The organism is uncultured Psychroserpens sp. (genome assembly GCF_947501425.1).
Lineage (GTDB): Bacteria > Bacteroidota > Bacteroidia > Flavobacteriales > Flavobacteriaceae > Psychroserpens.
This window is the reverse complement of the sequence record NZ_CANMVN010000007.1, coordinates 230,570-253,644: the sequence shown is the minus strand read 5'-3', so window position 1 is coordinate 253,644 and position 23,075 is coordinate 230,570. Positions and strand designations below refer to the sequence as shown.

Sequence of the window (23,075 nt, the reverse complement as noted above, 5' to 3'; positions counted from 1 at the left end):
AGTTAATTAAGTGTTATTGAATGTTTTAGGATGAAAAGCAAAAAAAATCCTCAAACTGTTAAGTAAGAGGGTTTTTTTAATCGTTATTAATTATTTTAACCTAAGAACGGATAGCGATAGTCTGTTGGAGTTACAAAGGTCTCTTTAATCATTCTTGGCGACACCCAACGCAATAGGTTAAGGGCGCTTCCCGCTTTGTCATTAGTTCCAGAGGCTCTGGCACCACCAAATGGTTGCTGTCCAACAACAGCTCCAGTAGGTTTGTCATTGATGTAAAAATTCCCTGCACAATTTTGAAGTGCCTTGGTCGCTTCCTGTATGGCATATCTATCGGTTGCCAAGATAGCTCCAGTTAGAGCATATTCACTGGTTTCATCAACAAGTTTTAAAGTCTCAGAATATTGGTCCTCGTCATATACATATATTGTGATTACTGGTCCAAATAACTCTGTACACATCGTCGTGTATTTTGGATCTTTTGTTACAATAACTGTAGGTTCAATAAAATAACCTTTACTCTTATCGTAATTTCCTCCTATGATGATTTCAGCATCAGCATCACTTTTAGCCTGATCAATGTATTTAGCTAATTTGTCAAACGAACCTTCATGAATTACTGCAGTTATAAAATTACTTAAATCTTCTGGGGAACCCATTTTAAATGATTTTACATCTTCAATAACACGAGATTTCACTGTGTCCCAAAGATTTGATGGAATATAGGCTCTTGAGGCAGCACTACATTTTTGTCCTTGAAATTCAAAAGCTCCTCTTGAAATAGCAGTAGCTACTTGTATAGGGTTAGCAGATTTATGTGCAACGATAAAATCTTTACCACCAGTTTCTCCAACAATTCTTGGATAAGTCTTATAGTTGTGGATGTTATTTCCTATTTTTTTCCAAAGTTCTTTGAAGATAAATGTTGACCCTGTGAAATGTAGACCTGAAAAGTCTGGACTATCCATTACAGTATCAGTAATCATAACAGGATCACCAAAAACGACGTTTACAACTCCCGGAGGGACTCCAGCCTCTTTGAATACATCCATGATGACTTTTGCAGAGAAAATCTGACTGTCACTCGGTTTCCAAACTACTACATTCCCCATCATTGCCATACAAGCAGGTAAGTTTGCAGCTATAGCTGTAAAGTTAAAAGGTGTTACAGCATAGGTAAATCCTTCTAATGGTCTGTACTCTAATCTATTCCAAGCATCACTTGTGCTTTCTGGTTGTTCATGATAGATATCTGTCATGAACTGAACATTGAAACGTAAGAAATCTATCAACTCACAAGCAGCATCAATTTCTGCTTGATGTACTGTTTTTGATTGAGCAATCATAGTTGCAGCATTAATTTTTGCTCTATATGGTCCGGCAATTAATTCTGCTGCTTTTAAGAAAATTCCAGCGCGTTGTTCCCATGGTAACTGAGACCACGTTTTTCTTGCTTCTAATGCTGTGGAAATAGCATCTTCAACATGAGATTTTTCAGCTAAATGATATGTTCCAACAACATGTTGGTGGTCGTGAGGTGCAGACATGGTATTCGTATTGTCTGTCTTAACATCTTTACCGTTGATATACAGTGGAACATCAGTTTTAGTATTCCACATGGTTTGGTAGGCCTCTAAAACTGCATCACGCTCAGGACTTCCTGGAGCATAAGATTTTACAGGCTCATTTATAGCTACTGGTACGTTGAAAAATCCTTTTCCCATCTTAAATTTTAGTTTAAAAATTGGTTATTCTTTTGAAGCTGCAAAGGTACGATTTTTTGATGACTAATAGACAAAGGACTATTAAAACAAGGTTAAAATACTGCGTAATTTTTTGTAAGTTGCTGTCAATATTTTTTTTATGAACGACGGAATAATCCTAACACTTGCTTACCCTGAAACTATTGTCTCTCATGCAGAAGAATGGTATTCTCCTTTTCTGAGGTTTTTATTTGTTGGAAATAAGAAGCATGTCAGAGCAGGTCATGCAGCTTTGGTTTTAATCAATAAGTCTACAGGAGTTTTAGAATATCACGATTTTGGTAGATATATAACTTCCTCACCTAATGGTCGTGTTAGAGGTAGAGAGACTGATTTTGAGTTGAATTTTCCATTGAAAGCTGAAATTGAAAATGATCAGATCAAAAATTTGGATAAGATTCTAAAGTTTTTAGGAACACATCCAAAACTTACTCATGGTGATGGCGATTTGTATGCTTCAGTTTGTAATGCTATTGACTATAAAAAAGCAAGAACTCATATTACTAAAATGCAGAATTTAGGATTTATAAGGTATGCTGCTTTTATCAAAGAGGCTTGTAATTGTGCAAGATTTGTAACGGATAGTCTTATTGCTAGCGTTACAAATGCCGATATTAAATCTAAACTTATCAAGTCTAAGAGTTTTACGCCAAGCACTATAGGTAATGTTGTTATTGCAGATACAGAAGATCATGTGTATCTCGTGTCTGATAAAGGAGCGATTTCTGAATTTGATTCAACGGTTAGTAAAGAGAATAGACGCTTATTTTTAGATACACTTACCGATTATAATCCAAGCTTAGTTGGAACGTTGGAGCCAAAACACAACGATATAAAAAATGATCATGCACAATGGTTAAGTGGAATTGCTGCAGGAGCCTGGTTTGAGTTACATCATATTGGAAGTCATGAGGAATTTCGTTTCAGACGAATTTCTCCCTACGGAAATGTGGATTGCGATGGTGTTTACAAAATCTCATCAAAAGGGTTTGAGTTTGACGACACTTATCAATTCATTCACTATTCAAACTGTCAATTCTTTCATATCAATCAAAAGAATGACACATTTAGATTTGAATATTTAGGAAACTATGATTAATATTAATTGAGAGCAAAAGGTGCACTTAATTTAAATGAAGGAATAATGACTTTAAACTTATTGGTATTCGTGAAGTTTACCATATTATAATGTCCTTGCATGGCACCAAATGGAGATGTTAATAAACATCCAGAATTATAAGTGTGGGATTCTCCTGGTTTTAATACAGGCTTTTTACCGATAACACCTTCGCCTTCTACAATGTCAACATTGTTGAGTGCGTCAAGAATTCTCCAGTATCTCGAATTTAATTGAACAGAGTCTTTACTTTGATTTTCAATGGTTACTTTATAGCCAAAGGCGAAGTGCACTTTATAGTTTTTATAAAATGTACCCTCAAATGATGTTTCCACCGAAATTTTTATGCCGCTTGTAACCTGTTGAACCATGGGGTATTCTCAATAATAGCATACAAAAATAACTAATTTTCCTTCTATTTTTATTGCTTTTTTAAAATTAAGCAAATTTTTAACATAATTTAAGTATACTAAACGATTAATGGTTTCATAAATCGGTTGAACTTGCAAAATTTTCAATGGTTTTAAAGAAGTTTAAGATATCTTTCTCCTTTAAAACGGTATTAATGGTCACCATTCTTACAAAGTTTTGGTCTTTAAAATTTCCGAAGCCAACCATAAGCCTAGAGGCTTCATACAAAGACGTGCATAAGGTTTTAGCTGAAATATTTTTATAGTTAAAGCATACAGAAATAGAGTTTTCAAAACTATACAAGGTGTAATCAGGATGATTATTGATGTAATTGCGGGCTATCTCTGCTAATTTAAACTGATGGTCAACGATAGTTTTCAATCCTTTACTTCCAACCGATTTCCAAAGTGTCCATAGTTTTAAAGCATCATTTCTACGACCACACTGAAGCGATGTTTTTCCTAAGTTAAAATCGTCATCATTAGTTTGATAAAGGTATTCTGCTTCATTTGAAAACGATTCATAAAGATGCTTTTTATCTTTTGTTACAATAATAGAGCAACTTAAAGGTGTGCCTAACATTTTGTGAGCATTAACACTAAATGAATCTGTATGTTCAATCCCTTTAACCAAGTGTTTATAGGTGTCACTAAAAATCACTGCACCGCAATAAGCACCATCTAAATGAAGCCATACATCGTGTTTTTTACAGACCTTACTTATGGCTTCTACATTATCAAAAGCGCCTAAAACTGTAGTTCCGGCAGTAGCATTAACAAAAAACGGTTGATATCCGTTTTCGATATCTTTAGAGATTTTAGCATCTAAATCTTCGACTAGCATTTCCCCTTTAAGGTTTGTTTTTACTGTTCTAACCTGGTGTCTTCCAACGCCAATAAAAGAGGCGTTTTTTGCAATTGAGTAATGCGAAACTTCCGAAGTGTAAAGGGTCATTGTATTTGAAATACCTTTGGTTCTCGCTAATGGATTGTACTTATCCCGAGCCATTAAAACTGCCATATAATTACTCATGGAGCCGCCTGGGGCAAAAGTGCCATCTGCAGATTCGGGATATTTGATCATATCGCAAATAGTTCTGAGAATAATTTTTTCAATACCAACTTGAGGTCCAGCTACCTTGTAAGTATACATGCTATTATTCAGCATAACTGCTAAAAGATCGCCTAAGGTTGCTCTACCTATTCGTCCTCCAAATAATTGATTAAAAAATGAGGTAGATGCTGTTTTTGGGGTCGATTTAATGATATCTTTTAATGTGCTAATAAAATCTTTATCAATACTTGGTTCATCATTGAGTTGAAGATCTAAAGTGCTATAAAGTTTATTGGTATCAATTGGAGTTGCTACTGGATTGTTTTTTTCTTCGGAAATCAGGAGTTCAACAAGTTCGGTAAACAAGTTTAAGTCGTTTTGCATAAAATGTGGTAATTCTGAAATTTTGGCGTTTTGTAAATTTATTCCTATTTTCCGATAAATTATGAAAATACCCTCAAATATCAATAGTTCATATTGAAATCTCCAAAGCACATTCAAGATTTAATAGATGTATTGTCGAAATCTTCTAAAGAAGATTACAGTATTTTGTTACGAAGTTTTGGATTAGATGGTATCGACTTTCAACCTGTTGAAAGTTGGTCTTCAGAAAAATATACGAGAAACTGTATCTACAGAGATGATGTTTTTGAACTTATTTTATTATGTTGGGAAGCTGGACAAGAAACGCCAATCCATGGTCATGATGGTGAAGATTGTTGGGTGTACATGATGAAAGGTGAATTACAGGAAGTGTATTACACTATAGATACTCAAAATTATTTAAGAGAAGAGCGCTCTCAAAGATTAGCACCTAAGCAAATATCATTCATGAATGATAAAATAGGATTTCATAAACTTAAGAATGTTAATCAAGGCCGTTCAATAAGTTTACACTTATACGCGAAACCTATTGAGCATTGTCGTTCGTTTGATGACACCTCAGGACGTTTTATAAAAACGAAACTGAATTATGATACCTACCAACAAGTTGTGTGCAAAGATTAATTAGAAATGTCTACAGACGTAGCTTCTCCAAAACCAATAAGTTGATCAAAACGAGCTCCAAGATCTCTGTAATATACCAATACTTTGTAGTTGTTTTCAGTTTGCCAAAAGTCGCCACTAATTTTACCTTCATCTAAATTTCCCTGCGCATCAACTACAACATACTTATAATTGTAAAATCCTTGTTTGAGTTTAAATGCTACTTCGTATAACCCACTTTCACTATTGAATGTGAGTTTGTTTTCTTCATCAAGTGCATAGTTGTTATAATTACCATAAACATAAATTTCACTACCATCAGTGAGTCTAGGATAATCTAATGAGAAGTGGATCATTGTGTAATCTGCTTCAATATCGACGTTGTCAGCGTCAATTGCTGTGATTAAAAAATTACCATTAATATCTGGATTATAAGTGTAAGGCTGATCGTGTCTTGATCTTGCTGTAAACAGATAATTGTGATAGATGTCTTTAAGGTCTATGAATTGAACACCAACATTAGCTGCCCGTACATCTTTATTTTCAAAAAAGAGGAATTCATTGCTACCCCAAAATGATGTTTCATTGACATATCTATATATGAGTTCTTTTCCAATGGTGTATTGAGGTTTAACATTTTTTATCGCTGTGTGTAGATTGTTATTCTGTATGATTAAAGTTTTAACTGTTTCTTTTGGGTTATTTAAATTGAGACTTCCAGAATTAATAACAATGTCAACAGTTTGCTTTTCATTTATAAAACGTACATCACGCTTTCTCTTAATATCTACACCAACACCAAGAAGATCTTTATATATCATAAATTTTCTGGTAAACATTAGCTCTTCATTCTCATTAAAAACAGAGATGATATAATTACCTGTTTTTGTTAGGGCTCGTGTTTGCCTGTTTGGGATTGGAAGTCTATAGTGTGAATACAATTGAAATGCATTAAATGAATTTTGATAATCTACAATTCTAAAATTATCAAATCCTTGCATATATTCCATCTTTACTAAATTGGATTTTGTCCAATCATAATTGTAATGTTCTATGGTGTAATAAAAATCTGGCTCATCAGTTGTTAAGACATCAAATTCAAGATAAAATTCTTCACCAAGTCTTAAGATAGGCAGTTGTCCTTGTGCAGAACTTCTACTTTTGAAAGTAATGGTTTTGATATAGCTTGGTGGATTAACTTCTTCAACTTGAGAGAATCCCTGAAATGAGATTAGAATTGCTAACAGGAAAAAATAGATGTTCTTAATCATTATAATAGTTTGATGTACAAAGATAAACAAAATCTATGCCTTAATATTGTGTAGCTTATTTAGAACCCTTAAAAATAACAAACTTCGTTAATATGCTGTTTTATTACTCAATTAATTCGTAAATTTGCACGGATTTTTAGACAACTAATTTCAATATAAAGCGTATGTCAAAAGACATTAAAATTAAAAAAGGTCTGGATATAAAACTTGTTGGTGAAGCTGGTAAAACAGTTGAACAAGCCATTATAAGTAATTTCTGCACTATCAGACCTGAAGATTTTCACAGCGTTATTCCGAAACTTGTAGCAAAAGAAGGTTCTACTTTACAAGCAGGAGATGTTATCTTTTACGATAAGTCAAATGAAGATGTAAAGTTTGTATCACCTGTTTCAGGAACTGTGGTAGAAGTATTAAGAGGTCCTAAGCGTCGTATCGATGCTATTAAGATTCAGGCAGATAAACAGCAATCCCATAAAGATTTTGGGAAGTTTAATATGAATTCAGATGCTGAAGCTACTAAAGCTCATTTGTTAGCATCAGGATGTTGGCCTTTTATCAAGCAAAGACCTTACGATGTTATTGCTAACACTGAAAAGTCACCAAAAGCTATTTTTATTTCAGGACATGATACAGCACCTTTAGCGGCTGATCTTGATTTTGTGTTACAAGGTAAAGAAGCTGAATTGCAAGCTGCTGTTTCTGCACTAGCTAAATTGACTGACGGCAAAGTGCACATTGGTATTGGTTCTAATAATTCGCCTCTTTCTGGTATGAATGATGCAATTATCCATAAAGTGTCTGGTCCGCATCCTGCTGGAAACGTTGGAACACATATCAACAAAATTGATCCGGTTAATAAAGGAGAAGTTGTATGGACAATCAATGCACAAGACTTAGTTGTAATTGGTGAGCTGTTATTGACAGGTAAATTTAATTCAGAACGAATTGTGGCTTTAGTTGGCTCATCTGTAGAGAAACCAAGATACTTCAAAACCAAAATTGGTAGTGAAGTTGCTACAATGATTTATGACAAAGGTGTTGAGAAAGATGGTAATGATCGTATCATATCAGGTAATGTATTATCAGGAAAACAATTAAAGCCAGATGGTAGTCTTGGATTCTATGATAATGTTATTACTGTAATTCCTGAAGGTGACGATTACGAGTTTTTCGGTTGGAACAAACCTGTTTTTGATAAAATATCAACCTCAAGAGCATTGACATTCTCTTGGATGCAACCTAAGAAAAAATACGATTTAAATACGAATACTAATGGAGAGCATCGCGCTTTTGTGGTTACTGGTTCCTATGAGCAAGTATTCCCATTAGATATTTATCCAATGCAAATTCTAAAGGCATGTATGTATGAGGATCTTGACGAAATGGAAGCCTTAGGAATGTACGAAGTTGCTCCTGAAGATTTTGCACTAACAGAATTTATATGTGTGTCTAAACAGCCACATCAAGATATTATTAGAAAAGGTTTAGACTTAATGCTTAAAGAGATAGGATAATGGGTTTAAAAAGTAATTTACATAATTTAAAAGAAAAGTATAAAGGAAAAAAAATGGCACCTGCGTTCAACGCACTCCATACCTTTTTATATTTACCAAATGAGACCACTCACAATGGAACTCATATAAAAGCGGCTGATGATCTTAAGCGTACTATGAATACCGTAATCATGGCATTAGTGCCTTGTTTGATTTTCGGAATGTTCAATGCTGGATATCAACATTACGTAGCTTTAGGAGAGATTGAAAGATCTTCAGGATTTTTAGGGTCTACATTTTGGACACTGGATAATTTAATTGTCGGACTATGGCAAGTATTACCATTAGTAATTGTTTCTTATGGTGTTGGTCTTGCTGTAGAGTTTTTGTTCGCAGTAATTAAAGGACACGAAGTAGAAGAAGGCTACTTAGTTACTGGTATGTTAGTACCATTAATTGTTCCTGTAGATATCCCGTTATGGATGCTTGCTGTAGCAGTTGTGTTTGGTGTTGTCATTGGAAAAGAAGTATTTGGTGGAACAGGAATGAACATCTTAAATCCTGCATTAACCATTAGAGCCTTTTTATTCTTTGCTTACCCAACCTGGATGTCAGGTGATAAAGTATGGGTTCATGGTGCTGTAGCAAGAGATCAGGCAATTGCAGCTGGAGAAAATCTGGATGCGATTTCAGGAGAAACGATTTTGGGATCTTATGCTCAAAACAATTCAGTAGTTTATGATTATTGGGACATGTTCTGGGGATTAATTCCAGGATCTGTTGGAGAAACATCAAAGTTCTTAATTATTATTGGAGCCTTATTCTTGATTTTTACTAAAATCGGAAGCTGGAGAATTATTGTCTCTACCTTAATAGGTGCTTTGGTGATGGGATTAATCTTCAACGGTGTTGTAGATGCAGGATGGATTGGAGAGTCAAGCAAATTCTACGGATTAATGAATGTTCCTTTCTGGCAACATTTAATAATAGGAAGTATTTTATTTGGTGCGGTATACATGGCTACAGATCCTGTAACGGCATCACAAACCAATAAAGGAAAGTGGATCTATGGATTCTTAATAGGTTTTATATCTATCATGATTCGTGTATTTAATCCAGCTTACCCAGAAGGTGTATTCTTAGCTATATTATTAATGAACGTTTTCGCACCAACCATTGACCATTATGTTGTTCAAGGAAATGTAAAACGTCGAATGAAACGTCTAAAAGTTAAAACTGCTTAACGATGGAAAAGAGAACAGATAAAAATTCATATACTGTAATTTTCGCCATAGGTATGGTGTTGGTTGTAGGGTCACTGTTGGCCTACTTAGCGTCCACATTAAAACCTAGAATTAGTGAAAATCAACGATTAGAGAAGCAACAGAATATTCTGTATGCTATGGGTATTAACGATAATGACGAGACAAGTGCAGTTTTCATTTCTACAGAGAAAGCACCTGAGGCGTTCACATCTAATGTACAAGACCAAATAGTGATCACGATTGATTCTAACGGAAAGGTCTTAAAAGAGCAAACTCGTGATGAATATTTCAACGAAACAAATCAAGAACCTTACCTGATTGATGTTAAAAAACAACAGGCTAGTGCTAAAGATGGTGGAGAAAGAAAATTACCGCTGTTTGTTGGAAAAAACAAAGATGGTAAAATGGTGTACGTTGCACCAATATACGGAAAAGGACTTTGGGATGCGATTTGGGGTTATGTAGCTATGGATGAAAATATGGTTGTACAAGGTGCTTATTTTGATCACAAAGGAGAAACTCCTGGTTTAGGAGCAAACATTAAGCAACGCTATTTTATGGATGATTTCTACGGTGAACATTTGCTTACAGAAAATGGTGCCTTTAAAGGTATTACTGTAGCAAAAGGAAATGCAGATCCAAAGAATAACGATAAAACAGATAATGAGGTAGATGCTATTGCAGGTGCAACAATTACAGGTGATGGTGTGTCAGCAATGATTAAGAATGACCTTAAATTGTATAAACCTTTCTTTGATAACTTAAAAAAACAAGCTAATTAATATGGGACTACTTTCAAAAAAAGACGCGAAGTTAATTACAGATCCATTAGCAGATAATAACCCAATTACAATTCAGGTACTTGGTATATGTTCGGCTTTAGCGATTACAGCAGAGCTTGAAGCTTCAATCGTGATGTCAATATCAGTTCTATTTGTAATGGGTGTTGGTAACGTTGTTATTTCATTAATGCGTAATATCATTCCTTCAAAAATTAGAATTATTGCTCAACTTATCGTTGTAGCAACACTTGTAATTATAGTTGATTTAGTGCTTAAAGCTTTTGCTTACGAATTGAGTAAAACACTTTCTGTATTTGTAGGTTTAATTATTACCAACTGTATCATTATGGGACGTTTTGAAGCTTTTGCTTTAGGTAACGGTCCATGGCGATCATTCCTTGATGGTATTGGTAACGCTTTAGGATATGCAGTAATATTGATCATCGTTGGATTTTTCAGAGAATTATTAGGATCAGGTACCTTACTAGGTATTCCGGTATTAGGAGATCCTATTGAAAAAACAGGGTTGTATTCTATTGGTTATGAGAATAACGGATTTATGTTATTATCACCAATGGCATTGATAGTAGTAGGTATCATTATTTGGGTACAACGTACAAGAAATAAAGCATTAGTAGAAGATTAAAAAGTGAATTGTTATTCTGTATTCATTTCAGAATTACATCAATACATATCATATGGAACACGTAGAATTATTTTTCAAATCGATATTTATAGATAACATGGTATTTGCAACATTCCTTGGGATGTGTTCTTACTTAGCGGTATCTAAAAAAGTGTCAACTGCAGTAGGTTTAGGAGCAGCTGTAATTTTCGTTTTAGCTATTACAGTACCACTTAACTGGTTATTGGATCAGTATGTGTTACAGCCTGGAGCGTTAACTTGGTTAGGACCTGAGTATGCAGATTATGACTTAAGTTTCTTATCATTTATCATGTTTATTGCAACTATCGCAACCATGGTACAATTAGTTGAAATAGTGGTTGAGAAATTCTCACCATCATTATACAATTCACTAGGTATCTTTTTACCATTAATTGCTGTAAACTGTGCAATTTTGGGTGGTTCATTATTCATGCAATCACGAGAAATTGCAACTTTAGGTTTAGCATTAAACTACGGAATAGGTTCAGGTATCGGATGGTTCCTTGCAATTCTTGCAATTGCTGCCATTCGTGAAAAGATCAGATATTCAAGTGTTCCACCTGCATTAAGAGGTTTAGGAATCACTTTTATCATCACAGGTCTTATGGCTATTGGGTTTATGAGCTTTGGTGGAATGTTAACTGGAGGTGACGAAGAAGCCAAAGAAGATACAACAGTAGAGGTTATTACACCTACTGAAAACAATAAAGAATTAGCTAACAACACTAAAATAGAAGAGTAGTATGATATTAGCAGCAGGTACAATAGGAACAGTAGTAGCAACAGTAGCAGCTTTTTTACTAGTGACATTGGTATTAGTAGCACTATTATTGTTTGTGAAACAAAAATTATCACCATCAGGTCCTGTGACCATTAAAATCAATGGTGAAAAGGAAATACAGGTAGCTTCTGGTGGAACTTTATTATCGACCTTAGGAGCTGAAAAAATATTCTTACCATCTGCATGTGGTGGTGGTGGAACTTGTATTCAATGTGAATGCCATGTCCTTTCAGGAGGTGGTGAAGCATTGCCTACAGAAACACCCCATTTCAGTAGAAAAGAATTACAACATGGCGCACGATTATCTTGTCAGGTTAAAGTAAAACAAGATATGGAGATCACCATTCCTGAAGAAGTCTTCGGAATTAAAAAATGGGATGCCGTTGTTGTGCGTAATTATAATGTGGCATCATTCATTAAAGAATTTGTAGTTGAAATTCCTGAGGATATGAACTACAAAGCTGGAGGATATATTCAAATTGAAATTCCTCCATGTGAGATAAAATATTCTGATATAGATATCACTGCTCACCCAGAAGAGCATGAAACACCAGATAAGTTTCAGGCAGAGTGGGATAAGTTTGGTCTTTGGCCATTAGTGATGAAGAATGATGAAACAGTGGAAAGAGCTTATTCTATGGCCTCTTATCCTGCTGAAGGACGAGAGATCATGTTGAATGTTCGTATTGCAACTCCACCATGGGATCGTGCAAAAAACGCTTGGATGGATGTCAATCCAGGAGTAGCATCATCTTATATTTTTGCACAGAAACCAGGAGACAAAGTTGTAATTTCAGGACCTTATGGTGAATTCTTCATCAATGAGTCTGAAAGCGAAATGTTATACGTTGGTGGTGGTGCTGGTATGGCTCCAATGCGTTCTCACTTATACCACTTATTCAAAACCTTAAAAACGGGTCGTAAAGTAACCTATTGGTATGGTGGACGTTCTAAACGTGAGTTGTTCTATATTGATCACTTTAGAGAATTGGAAAGAGACTTCCCTAATTTTAAATTTTACATGGCGCTTTCTGAACCGTTAGAAGAAGATAACTGGAAAGTTAAAACAGATATTAATGATGAAGCAGGAGATGGTTTTGTTGGTTTTATTCACAATTGTGTAATTGATAATTACCTGAACCATCACGATGCTCCTGAGGATATCGAGTTATATTTCTGTGGTCCTCCATTAATGAACCAAGCCGTTCAAAAAATGGGAGAGGATTTTGGTATTCCAGATGAACACATTAGATTCGATGATTTCGGGGGCTAGTTGTTCATTAAGTGACATTTAATTATAATTGTCATTCCGAGCGTAGGCGACGAATCTCAGATAATAAAAAACCAACTCAATTGAGTTGGTTTTTTGTTATCTATGTTTTCTAAATTTTAATAGGCAATCTCATATTTTGGTTGGTTATTCTCAACTTCAAAAAGTTTTGTGTAATCCATAACATTAGGCACATGGTCTAATTGACACAGGAATGTCACAACATGACACAGACCTTTAAACAGTAGGTCTTTGTCTTTTGGGTTTTCAGGTCTTTTGTTATTCCTATGAAACGGTAATTCGTAGCCACAGGCCTCAAGAAATGTTGCTTCAATTTGCAGCAATTCATAAGGCGTATAACCATTAAATCGTCTTCCAAAACCTTGGTGTACTTTTCCAATATAATTGAGCTCTAACGAGCCATGAGCATCTGATAAATGTCTCCAAGCATCTGTACAATCGAGGATGTTTCCAACAGCGCAACTTTTACAACATTCAGGATGGAGTTCGTTTTTATGAAAAGCGACATATAATTTTTTAATCGCGTTTTCTAAGCGTTGAGGCGTTTGCATGATATGATGTTTTCTTTTTCCGAAGTAAAAGATACAAAAAAAGTAAATAGTTTAAAAGCTATTTGAAATCAGCTATCTTCATGAGCGTCTTCTTTTTGCTCCTTTTTCATTTTAATATAGCCTGTAACTAATCGCATACCTAATCGTGCAAAAAGGATGATAGCAATGACCATTACAATGTCAAATCCGCTCATATATTATTTATATTCAATAATTAAAAATACAGCTGTACTATCACCAATGTTGAGTACTTCATGTGTGCTAATTTCATCTTTGCTGAAACTATAATCTGTTGGAACATGAACTTCTCTTATCCCAGTAGTGTCCTTAATCTTAAATGTACTACCTGCTAATGTATAACCAAAATGTGGATTGTGATAATGTTTTTCATGACCAATACCAGGAGGAAAGGAACATTTTAAAACTCTGATGTTGTCATTATCTTCTAAGACTTCACAAACTGCTTTGTTGTTCCAGCCAGCTTCGAGAGGATCTGGTAATGTGTTTTGATGCTTACAGCTAACTATAGGTAGAATAATTAATAGAAACGTTACAAGTTCAAATAGGTTATTCTTTTTAATGTGTGTGATAATCGACATGAAGTTAGACGTCATTAATTTCCATAAAGGGCTTTACCTGCTGCTTCATATTTATCACCAGAAGTCCATACAGGTGTTTTTGAATCATTGCCAATGAGTCGACCAGACATGACATAAGCTCTAAAAAACTTCAATAGGTAGTCGTAATCTAAGCTTTCAGGTTCGTCCCCTGGTCTGTGATAGTATTTTGTGACTGTACCGTTAAAAGCTGAGAATCCTAAGGAAAATGTTGGTGCAGGAATTCCTTTTCTGGCAAAGTGAACATTATCACTTCGGTCAAATAAGCCTTGCTCTGGCGCTGGATCATCAATAGCAGTTAAACCAAAAGTTGTAGCAGCATCTTTAATATGTTGTGCTGCTGTTGTTCTTGGTAATCCTATAATAGTTGCTAATGAGGTGTCATTATAACCTGCATTATCACTATTAAAACAGTAGACCATTTGCTTAAGCGGTAGTACGGGATTTTCTACATAAAACTTACTACCTAAAAGTCCTTTTTCTTCTCCTGTAAACAGAATGAATAATGCAGAACGTTTTGTTGGGTATTTTGCTAGGTTTTCTGCCATACTGAGTACAGTTGTAGTCCCAACAGCATTGTCTCTCGCACCATTGTAAATAGTGTCTCCTGTTGCATCTGGTGTACCAATACCAACATGATCGTAGTGTGCCGAATAAATAATAAACTCATCTTTAAGTTTAGGGTCTGTACCTTCTACCATACCAACAACGTTGTATGAGGTCACAGCTTCTTCCATATTTTTTCCAATAGAGACTTTAGTGTTAATTTGCTTTGAAGTGCTAAGCTCATTAGCCATTATTCCATTTTTATCTAAAATCCAAACATGTGGAACTTTGTTACTATTATCATTGGCTTTTTCTTCATTTTCGGCAATCGTAAGTTTTGATGTATTGAAATTGTGATCAATATAACTCCACATATTGTCATCAGTATTTAATAGTTCTAGAATAGCTATAACACCATACTCTTCAGCTATTTTTTGCTTTTCTCTACGTAATCTAAAAGCTGCACGTGTATCTTTTGTGTCTGCGCTTCCTGCTTTAATAACAATTACTTTTCCTGTGAGATTTTTTCCTTTGTAATCCTCCTCCATTCCATAGTTTAGATATACCGCTTCAGTTTCAGTAACTATAGGGTCAGCCACTACTAAAGCAAGATCTTTGATATTCTGACCATTAATCTCAATACCTATTTCAGATGGAGGAGACACACGTTTCAGATTGACTTCCTGGAAGTAATTTCCAGTTTTAGGATTTGGTTTTACACCATAACTACGCATTGTATTTGCCAAATATGAAGCTGCTATTTTATTTTCTGGTGTGCCTGTTTCCCGACCTTTGAGTAGATCATCAGCTAAAAAGTAGATGTGCCCTTCAATGGTAGCTTTATTTGTGGTTTCAATTGCTTTTGCTTCTTCAGTTTGTGCAAACAGAGAAACAGTACATGCTAATGTTATTACATTAAAAATTATTACTTTCAATTTCATATTTAGAATTTTTATTGAATTCAATCTATTGTTAGTAGATAGATAATTTAGAGCAGTTGAAGTGATAGAATGGGAGTTTAAATGTACACTTTTTTGTCGACTGTATAACAAACCTGATATTTTTGACGTTTAGTTAATTATGAAAAAAACAATATTTATCCTTTTAATTCTGACGTCTCTTGTTGTTTTAGCATTTCAGCTTAAACCAGTTAAAAAAGCAGTGCATGTGGTTACAGTTAGTCTTGAAACACCTAGTTTAATCAATAAGGATAGTGTAACAATCAAATCTCGAGTAAAAGTACCTGAAGGCTATAAACGCGTTTCCTACCCTGAGGGAAGTTTTGAAACTTACCTGCGGAATTATGACTTAAAGCCTTTTGGGAGTAAAATTATCAACTATGACAGTTCTGAATATTTCTGGCAAGGTGGTCACATAGGAATTCTGGAAGTTCCAGTTCCTGAAAATGGGTTGCAACAATGTGCTGATGCCTTAATTAGAATTAGAAGTGAATACCTTTGGGATAACAACAGAAAGAATGAAATAGGCTTTAATTTTACTTCTGGACATTATTGCTCGTGGCAAAAATATGCTGAAGGTTATCGTCCAAAAATAAATGGTAATAAGGTTGCTTTCAATAAAACAGCATCTAAAGATCATTCAAAAGCTAATTTTTATAAGTATTTGAATTTAATCTATATGTACTCAGGAACTTTGTCTTTATTCAATGAACTCAAATCTATTGATGATAAAGATTTGAAAATTGGTGATATGCTCATCAGAGGCGGTTCTCCTGGTCACATAGTTATGATATGCGATGAGATTGTTAACGATAAAGGGGAGAAGTTGTTTTTACTATTTCAAGGGAATACACCAGCGCAAAGTGTACACCTTGTGAAGAATCTTGAAAATTCAGAAATTTCACCATGGTATCAGCTAAAAAAAGATGTTGTAATACCAGTTTCCAACTATACGTTTAGCAGTTCAAAATTTGTGCGGTTTAAGTAGCAAGTTTGTATCTTTGCAATATGAGTAAACCATTATCAGATCAAGAACTTCATAACCTGGCAATGAATCATGTTGGAAAGGATTTAGAGCAACGTGGTTTTGAGTTTGTGGCTATCAATAGTAAATTAAAACGCCATCCGCAATTTGTCTGTATAGATAAAAATAGTCAGTATTTTTTTGTAATTGTTAGAGCTGTAAAGTTACCTCAGAATCCTAATAATTATGATGTGATTTGGATGGAGACTTTCAAAAAACACGCTCTGGAAAAAGATGCAAAAGTGTTATATGCTGGTGTTGGTTTAGGGAACCCAAAAGGAGAGGAGCTACCTGTTTACCTTAATGAAGAGTATCTTATAGAGTATAATGGAATACAAGTCATTGAAACTAATCTCAATTAGATGAAACAACTATCATACATTCTTATCCTATGCATTCTTTTTTCTTGTAAAGAAGCACCTAAAAGTAATATCCAAGAGGTAAAGAATACAAAAATATCTGGTCCTGTTTTTGGAACGTCATTTTCAACAATCTATGCTTCTGAAACAGACTATACTAAGCAATTTGATAGTTTGTTTAATGTCATCAATCAATCCATGTCAACCTATATAACAGATTCTGATATTTCGAGGATCAACCGGAATGAGAGCACTTTGATTGACGATCATTTTAAAAGAGTATTAATGAGATCGAAAGATATTTATGGTAAGACTAATGGTGTATTTGATCCTACTATTGGTGCTGTTGTAAATGCCTGGAGTTTTGGTCCGAAAGGTGAAGTTGTAGATCTCGATAGTTTAAAAATCAATGAATTAATGAAATCGGTTGGATTGCATAAAGTGGAATTGACATCAGTTTATAACATCAAAAAACCTGAAAACACGTTTATTGATTTTAATGCTATTGCTAAAGGCTACGGAGTTGACGTCATTGGAGAGTTTTTGGAGAGCAAGGGCATTCAGAACTATTTAGTTGAAATAGGCGGTGAGATTCGTGTTCGAGGTAAAAATATGGAGAAAGGAACATCTTGGCGAGTCGGACTAGACGAACCGCGTTTTGATGGTGGGCAATCAGTGTATAAAGCTATTAGTTTGACTGATGAGGCCATGGCAACTTCAGGAACTTACAGAAAGTTTAAAACTGATGCCAGTGGAAATCGCTACGCTCACATCATCAATACAAAAACAGGCTATCCTACAAAAACCAATATTCTTAGTGTGTCTGTAATTGCCAAAGATTGTATGACAGCAGATGCCTATGCTACAGCGTTTCAAGCCATGGGAATTGATAAGGTGTCACATTTTCTTCAGTCGCATCCAGAATTGAAGGTTTTCATCATTTTTGAAAATGAGAATAAGGAGTTTGAGACACTTAATTTAAATGAATTCCCTAAAAGTTAAGACTTAAAAACTACAGGAATAATTTCACCTTTAGCCAGACAATACTTGTCAATTTCTTCTTCGGAAAGTTGATCTGTATAGTCTACTTCTTCAACTTTAAATCCGATACTACGGAGTTTGTCAAAATAATCACGACCATAGACACGAACATGATCGTATTGTCCAAAAATCTTTGCACGTTCTTTACGATCAGTAATACTATCATCTTCAAAAGTTTCCGCTCTAGAAAGGTCTTGCGGAATTTGAAAGATGCCATAACCTTCAGGTTTTAGTACTCGATATAATTCATGCATGGCTTTGGTATCATTTGGAATGTGTTCTAACACATGGTTACATAAAATAATATCATAACTGTTGTCTTCAAAAGGTAAATTACAAATATCTGCTTTTACATCTGCAATGGGAGATTCCAAATCGGTTGTGGTATAATCAATATGCTTAAGTGCTTTGAACCGTTTTAAAAAACATTGTTCTGGAGCAAAATGTAACACTTTTTTTTCCGCAGAAAAGAAATCTGTTTCGTTTTTCAAATACAACCACAATAACCTATGACGTTCTAAACTGAGTGTTGAAGGTGACAATACATTATTGCGTTGATCTCCATAACCATATGGGAGGAAACTTCTGAAATGTCTACCGTCAATCGGGTCAGTAAATCGACGTCCTCTTAAAAAAAAAGCCAGAATAGGTCGAGCAACGTAGCTTAACCTTATCAATAAAGGTCTGGGGATGGTATTTAATATAAGTTTAAAAAGACGTTTCATTTTAGAGCACTAAAGCCTCTTTTCTAAATTCATCCTCTTCATCTGATGTAATACCTAGGGCTTCATGCACATAAGCAAAGGTGGATAAGATTTCTGGTTTACCGTCAATAAGTGCTACGTCATGTTCAAAATGAACGCTAGGTTTTCCGTCTTGAGTAACAATGGTCCAGCCATCTTTAAGTTGTTTGACACGATGTGTACCGCCATTAATCATAGGCTCAATGGCCACTACCATGCCTTCAATAAATTTCTTGCCACGACCTCTTCTACCGTAGTTTGGCATTTCAGGATCTTCATGCATTTTACGACCTATTCCATGACCAACTAATTCTCTTACTACACCATAGCCGTGAGCTTCACAATGATTTTGAATAGCATAACCAACATCACCAACCCGATTCCCAAGTTTAAATTCACGAATCCCAACATAGAGTGATTCTTTAGTTACCTGAACAAGTTTTTTGGTTTCAGGATTTACATCTCCAATTTCAAATGTATAGGCATGATCTCCATAAAAACCATTCATCAATGCACCACAATCTACAGAAACAATATCTCCATCTTTAAGAGGAATATCTGTAGGAAGACCATGGACAACAGCTTCGTTGACACTACACAGCAAGGTAGACGGACAATCGTACAAGCCTAAAAATCCTGGCACTGCGCCTTGAGCACGAATAAAATCCTCGGCAAGCTTATCTAATTGCATCGTTGTTACACCTTCCTTAACCTCTTTGGCAAGCATACCTAAGGTTTTTGAAACGACTAATGCACTTTGGCGCATTAGTTCAATTTCTTCTTTAGTTTTTACTATAATCATTATTCAAAATATTGTGTGGCAAAGATAGCTAATTATAATAATTCTAAAATTTTATAAAAATATGATATAAGACAGTTTTTCAAGCCTATTTCTGTTGTAATTTTGTAATCTAAATTATGACCAAATGTATAAAGTAGTTAGTGCCGAAGAAGCCTTAAAAGTTGTAAAGTCTAATGATAAAATTTATATTCATGCAGCAGCAGCTGTTCCTAGTGTTCTTGTAAATGCTCTTACAGCAAGACATGAAGAATTGCGAAATGTAGAAATATGCCAATTGCATACCGAAGGTGAAGCGCCATACGCAGATCCTAAGTTAGCAGATAGTTTTCATGTCAATTCATTTTTTATCGGAAAAAACGTAAGGCATACTCTAGAGGCAGGAAATGGTTCATATACACCTGTGTTTTTAAGTGAACTTCCATTATTATTTAAACGAAATATTGTTGATATAAAAGTAGCCTTAATACATGTCTCTGTACCAGATCAACACGGTTATTGTTCATTAGGTGTTTCTGTTGAAGCCACCTTAGCTGCCATTGATAATGCAGACCATGTGATTGCTCAGGTCAATAAACAAATGCCAAGAACATTTGGCGATGGTATTATACATGTCACTGAAATTGATGCTTTTGTAGAATGTGACGAGCCTCTGCCAGTACATCCGGTTACAAAACCAACAGCTATTGAAACTCAAATTGGCGATAATGTAGCAAATTTAATAGAAGATAGGAGTACGCTACAAATGGGAATTGGAAATATTCCTAATGCAGTATTATCACGATTACATAACCACAAGGATTTAGGATTGCATACTGAGATGTTTTCTGATGGTGTCATTGATTTAATTTTAAAGGATGTGATTAATGGTAATTATAAAGGCGTTAACCCTGGGCGAGCTATGGCCACGTTCTTAATGGGCTCTCAACGTTTATATGATTATGTAGATGATAACCCTTTTGTTGAAATGCGTTCATCTGATTTTGTGAACGATGTTTCAATTATCAAATTAAATCCTAAAATGGTAGCTATTAATTCAGCTATTGAAGTGGATCTTACAGGTCAGGTATGTGCCGATTCTATTGGTGCACGAATGTACTCTGGAGTTGGTGGACAAATGGATTTTATTAGAGGTGCATCTTTAAGTGAGGGAGGAAAGGCCATTATCGCATTGCCATCTACAACAAGAAAAGGTATTAGTAGGCTTGTGCCATCTCTTAAGCCAGGTGCTGGAGTTGTTACTACCAGATCTCATGTACATTATGTAGTTACTGAATATGGTGTGGCGAATCTTTATGGAAGAACAATTAAGGAACGAGTTAAAGCACTTGTTGAAATTGCTCATCCTGACCATCAGGAGTATCTTGCTAAATCCTATTATGATTTAACCGGAAATAATAATCATTAACGCTTAAAAAAAGAAAATAACCCTTTTTTTTGTTTTACTGAAGACATGTCAGGAGACTCATTGGTAATAAGTTGATAAACCTCTCCCCAACCTAGAATGCCTCCAATATTTCTGTCATCAATATAGATGTCGGCATAGATTTTTCGACTAACAGAGTTGTCGTATTTTTCCTCAGGAAAACTTTGATTTACAGCATAAAAAGTAATACCATTTTCTTTACAAAATGCAACAGCTTCGTCAAGTTTGGAGCCACTTCTGTAAGTCCAAAGAATAAGACGATGTCCATCTTGTTGTAAACGCTTCATTGTTTCGAAGGCAAAGATTCTTGGTTTCCCTACTTTTGGGAAAGCATCTTCAACAATAGTACCATCAAAATCTATGGCTATGACAAGTTTATCCTGAAAATTCATAAGTTAATTGTTGTAAAAAGGTAAATGTACAATTTTTAAAAATTATTTAGACAAGTGAATGTTGGGTCATAGCTTCGGGTTGTTCAATGCCCATAAGTTTTAAAATAGTAGGAGCAATGTCACCTAAAATACCAGATTTTATTGTTGGTTTATCATTATCAATCAAAATTACAGGCACTGGATTTGTAGTATGTGCTGTATGAGGTGTTCCATCAGCATTAATCATAGTTTCGCAATTACCATGATCTGCAATTAGGATGGTACTATAGCCATTATCTAATGCGGCTTCTATAACATCTTTCACACATTCGTCAACAGCTTCACATGCTTTTATGGCAGCTTCCATAACTCCAGTATGTCCTACCATATCACCATTAGCAAAGTTGAGACATACAAAGTCTACATCTCCTTTTTTTAGTTCAGGAACCAAAGCATCTTTCAATTCGTAAGCACTCATTTCTGGTTTTAGATCGTAAGTGGCAACCTTAGGCGAATTTCTTAATATTCTGGTTTCGCCTTTGAAAGGTTTTTCTTGTCCACCAGAGAAGAAAAAAGTAACATGAGGATATTTCTCAGTTTCTGCTATTCGTATTTGAGTTCGATTATTTTTTTCTAAAACCTCTCCTAATGTTTCAGTTAAGTTGTCCTTATTAAACACAACATTAATTCCATGGTATGAATCATCATAATTAGTTAAGGTTACATAATGCAAGTTGAGCTTATGCATATTTTGTTCATGGAAGTCGTTTTGAGATAAGGCTTCGGTTAATTCACGTCCGCGGTCTGTTCTAAAATTAAAGAAAATAACTACATCTCCATCTTGTATTTGTGCCACAGGTTGCTCATCTTTATCTACCATGACGATTGGTTTTATAAATTCGTCTGTGACATTGTTGTTGTAACTGTTTTCTATAGATTCTGTTGCTGAGTTAGAATGTTCACCTATACCATTTACCAGAGCATCATAAGCAAGTTTGATACGTTCCCAACGTTTATCTCTATCCATTGCAAAATACCTTCCAGTAATAGAAGCAAGCTTAGTATTTGTCTCTTTGATATGCGTTTCTAAAGAGGTAATGAACCCAAATCCAGATTTTGGATCTACGTCTCTTCCGTCTGTAAAGGCATGAACATACGAGTTTTGAACTCCAAAGTTATTAGCTGCTTCAATTAATCCAAATAGATGATTAATGTGAGAGTGGACACCACCATCACTAACCAAACCTAAAAAGTGAATAGGTTTTTGATTGTCTTTTGCATACTGAAATGCATCGATAAGTACTTGCTCATCTTTAAGGGTGTTATTTTTTACAGCAAGATTTATTTTGACCAGATCCTGATAAACAATACGTCCTGCACCTAGATTCATATGCCCAACTTCACTATTTCCCATTTGACCTTCGGGTAGACCAACATGGAGTCCATCTGTTCTTAAGGTTGCATTAGAATAGTTGTGATATAGAGAATCTATAAAAGGTGTTTTTGCATTATCAATGGCAGAGACCTTTGGGTCAGGAGACATTCCCCAACCATCAAGGATCATTAAAATAACTTTTTTGTTCATTTGAATGGTATTAAAAATCAAAGATAAAAGTTTAAAGCTGTTTATTTGAAATTGACAATACAAAATACTTTGAATTACTATTTTTTTAAGTCAATGGATATTAGATGTTAATGAGAATATTCAATTTAGGATACTATTAACACATTTGTTTACAAATAGTTAAATATATGTTATTA

The 23,075-nt window shown here is 34.8% G+C and carries 24 protein-coding genes; 12 read left to right on the top strand and 12 right to left on the bottom strand.

Annotated elements, in window-relative coordinates; genetic code table 11:
- Window positions 1-95: 95 nt before the first annotated feature.
- A complete protein-coding gene (gene pruA, locus Q0951_RS12545; protein WP_299337345.1) occupies window positions 96-1,721 on the bottom strand; it encodes an L-glutamate gamma-semialdehyde dehydrogenase in 1,626 nt (541 codons plus the stop codon).
- 139 nt (window positions 1,722-1,860) lie between these two features.
- Here pruA and Q0951_RS12540 point away from each other — a divergent pair, with 139 nt between their 5' ends.
- The gene (locus Q0951_RS12540) at window positions 1,861-2,859 is read left to right on the top strand and encodes a DUF6695 family protein (protein WP_299337344.1); all 999 of its coding nucleotides are present in this window, start codon (window positions 1,861-1,863) and stop codon (window positions 2,857-2,859) included.
- Window positions 2,860-2,861: 2 nt separating this feature from the next.
- On the opposite strand, the gene apaG is transcribed toward Q0951_RS12540, so the two are convergent.
- Window positions 2,862-3,248 carry a Co2+/Mg2+ efflux protein ApaG gene (gene apaG / locus Q0951_RS12535; RefSeq protein WP_230936663.1) on the bottom strand — a complete coding sequence of 129 codons (387 nt, stop codon included), beginning with the start codon at window positions 3,246-3,248 and terminating at the stop codon, window positions 2,862-2,864.
- Window positions 3,249-3,363: 115 nt separating this feature from the next.
- Entirely contained in the window at window positions 3,364-4,725 is a 1,362-nt protein-coding gene (locus Q0951_RS12530) for an aminotransferase class V-fold PLP-dependent enzyme (protein ID WP_299337343.1), read from the bottom strand.
- Between the two features lie 93 nt (window positions 4,726-4,818).
- Here Q0951_RS12530 and Q0951_RS12525 point away from each other — a divergent pair, with 93 nt between their 5' ends.
- Entirely contained in the window at window positions 4,819-5,349 is a 531-nt protein-coding gene (locus Q0951_RS12525; protein ID WP_299337342.1) for a cysteine dioxygenase family protein, read from the top strand.
- Here Q0951_RS12525 and Q0951_RS12520 read toward each other — a convergent pair.
- On the bottom strand, window positions 5,346-6,599 hold the full coding sequence (locus Q0951_RS12520) for a DUF5103 domain-containing protein (protein WP_299337341.1): 1,254 nt from the start codon (window positions 6,597-6,599) through the stop codon (window positions 5,346-5,348). The genes Q0951_RS12525 and Q0951_RS12520 overlap by 4 nt on opposite strands.
- Before the next feature lie 164 nt (window positions 6,600-6,763).
- Between Q0951_RS12520 and Q0951_RS12515 the strand changes: the two genes are divergently transcribed.
- From Q0951_RS12515 to nqrF, 6 genes are read left to right on the top strand one after another with little or no spacing between them, the layout of a single operon-like run.
- Window positions 6,764-8,113, top strand: coding sequence for a Na(+)-translocating NADH-quinone reductase subunit A (locus Q0951_RS12515; protein WP_299337339.1), 1,350 nt, complete (start codon window positions 6,764-6,766; stop codon window positions 8,111-8,113).
- A complete protein-coding gene (locus Q0951_RS12510) occupies window positions 8,113-9,336 on the top strand; it encodes an NADH:ubiquinone reductase (Na(+)-transporting) subunit B (protein WP_299337338.1) in 1,224 nt (407 codons plus the stop codon). Before Q0951_RS12515 ends, Q0951_RS12510 begins: the two co-directional genes overlap by 1 nt.
- Window positions 9,337-9,338: 2 nt before the next feature.
- Window positions 9,339-10,139, top strand: a complete 801-nt coding sequence (locus tag Q0951_RS12505) for a Na(+)-translocating NADH-quinone reductase subunit C (protein WP_299337336.1) — start codon at window positions 9,339-9,341, stop codon at window positions 10,137-10,139.
- Between the two features lies 1 nt (window position 10,140).
- Window positions 10,141-10,785: an NADH:ubiquinone reductase (Na(+)-transporting) subunit D gene (locus Q0951_RS12500; protein WP_299337334.1), complete on the top strand. Its 645-nt coding sequence runs from the start codon at window positions 10,141-10,143 to the stop codon at window positions 10,783-10,785.
- A 52-nt stretch (window positions 10,786-10,837) separates the two neighbouring features.
- Window positions 10,838-11,548 carry an NADH:ubiquinone reductase (Na(+)-transporting) subunit E gene (gene nqrE / locus Q0951_RS12495; protein ID WP_299337332.1) on the top strand — a complete coding sequence of 237 codons (711 nt, stop codon included), beginning with the start codon at window positions 10,838-10,840 and terminating at the stop codon, window positions 11,546-11,548.
- Between the two features lies 1 nt (window position 11,549).
- The gene (nqrF, locus tag Q0951_RS12490; RefSeq protein ID WP_299337330.1) at window positions 11,550-12,860 is read left to right on the top strand and encodes an NADH:ubiquinone reductase (Na(+)-transporting) subunit F; all 1,311 of its coding nucleotides are present in this window, start codon (window positions 11,550-11,552) and stop codon (window positions 12,858-12,860) included.
- 116 nt (window positions 12,861-12,976) lie between these two features.
- Here nqrF and Q0951_RS12485 read toward each other — a convergent pair whose 3' ends face one another.
- The 4 genes from Q0951_RS12485 to Q0951_RS12470 all read right to left on the bottom strand — a co-directional run bounded on the left by Q0951_RS12485 (window position 12,977) and on the right by Q0951_RS12470 (window position 15,533).
- Window positions 12,977-13,429 (bottom strand): Na(+)-translocating NADH-quinone reductase subunit F, encoded by a 453-nt coding sequence (locus Q0951_RS12485; protein ID WP_299337328.1) that lies wholly within the window; start codon window positions 13,427-13,429, stop codon window positions 12,977-12,979.
- Window positions 13,430-13,497: 68 nt separating this feature from the next.
- Window positions 13,498-13,623 carry a hypothetical protein gene (locus tag Q0951_RS12480; protein ID WP_299337326.1) on the bottom strand — a complete coding sequence of 42 codons (126 nt, stop codon included), beginning with the start codon at window positions 13,621-13,623 and terminating at the stop codon, window positions 13,498-13,500.
- 3 nt (window positions 13,624-13,626) lie between these two features.
- Entirely contained in the window at window positions 13,627-14,028 is a 402-nt protein-coding gene (locus Q0951_RS12475) for a cupin domain-containing protein (protein ID WP_299337324.1), read from the bottom strand.
- 14 nt (window positions 14,029-14,042) lie between these two features.
- Complete coding sequence (locus Q0951_RS12470; RefSeq protein ID WP_299337322.1) at window positions 14,043-15,533, bottom strand: M28 family peptidase; 1,491 nt, start codon at window positions 15,531-15,533, stop codon at window positions 14,043-14,045.
- Window positions 15,534-15,672: 139 nt separating this feature from the next.
- Between Q0951_RS12470 and Q0951_RS12465 the strand changes: the two genes are divergently transcribed.
- From Q0951_RS12465 to Q0951_RS12455, 3 genes are read left to right on the top strand one after another with little or no spacing between them, the layout of a single operon-like run.
- The gene (locus Q0951_RS12465; RefSeq protein ID WP_299337320.1) at window positions 15,673-16,539 is read left to right on the top strand and encodes a DUF4846 domain-containing protein; all 867 of its coding nucleotides are present in this window, start codon (window positions 15,673-15,675) and stop codon (window positions 16,537-16,539) included.
- Window positions 16,540-16,559: 20 nt separating this feature from the next.
- Window positions 16,560-16,937: a Na(+)-translocating NADH-quinone reductase subunit F gene (locus tag Q0951_RS12460; RefSeq protein ID WP_299337318.1), complete on the top strand. Its 378-nt coding sequence runs from the start codon at window positions 16,560-16,562 to the stop codon at window positions 16,935-16,937.
- A complete protein-coding gene (locus tag Q0951_RS12455; RefSeq protein WP_299337316.1) occupies window positions 16,938-17,936 on the top strand; it encodes an FAD:protein FMN transferase in 999 nt (332 codons plus the stop codon).
- On the opposite strand, the gene Q0951_RS12450 is transcribed toward Q0951_RS12455, so the two are convergent.
- Both Q0951_RS12450 and map read right to left on the bottom strand, forming a co-directional pair.
- Complete coding sequence (locus tag Q0951_RS12450) at window positions 17,933-18,700, bottom strand: class I SAM-dependent methyltransferase (RefSeq protein WP_299337314.1); 768 nt, start codon at window positions 18,698-18,700, stop codon at window positions 17,933-17,935. The genes Q0951_RS12455 and Q0951_RS12450 overlap by 4 nt on opposite strands.
- A 1-nt stretch (window position 18,701) precedes the next feature.
- A complete protein-coding gene (gene map, locus Q0951_RS12445) occupies window positions 18,702-19,520 on the bottom strand; it encodes a type I methionyl aminopeptidase (protein ID WP_299337312.1) in 819 nt (272 codons plus the stop codon).
- A 124-nt stretch (window positions 19,521-19,644) separates the two neighbouring features.
- Here map and Q0951_RS12440 point away from each other — a divergent pair, with 124 nt between their 5' ends.
- On the top strand, window positions 19,645-20,925 hold the full coding sequence (locus Q0951_RS12440) for an acetyl-CoA hydrolase/transferase C-terminal domain-containing protein (protein ID WP_299337310.1): 1,281 nt from the start codon (window positions 19,645-19,647) through the stop codon (window positions 20,923-20,925).
- Here Q0951_RS12440 and Q0951_RS12435 read toward each other — a convergent pair.
- Both Q0951_RS12435 and gpmI read right to left on the bottom strand, forming a co-directional pair.
- Window positions 20,922-21,335: a BT0820 family HAD-type phosphatase gene (locus Q0951_RS12435; RefSeq protein WP_299337308.1), complete on the bottom strand. Its 414-nt coding sequence runs from the start codon at window positions 21,333-21,335 to the stop codon at window positions 20,922-20,924. The genes Q0951_RS12440 and Q0951_RS12435 overlap by 4 nt on opposite strands.
- 46 nt (window positions 21,336-21,381) lie before the next feature.
- On the bottom strand, window positions 21,382-22,899 hold the full coding sequence (gene gpmI / locus Q0951_RS12430) for a 2,3-bisphosphoglycerate-independent phosphoglycerate mutase (protein ID WP_299337306.1): 1,518 nt from the start codon (window positions 22,897-22,899) through the stop codon (window positions 21,382-21,384).
- Window positions 22,900-23,075 lie beyond the last annotated feature (176 nt).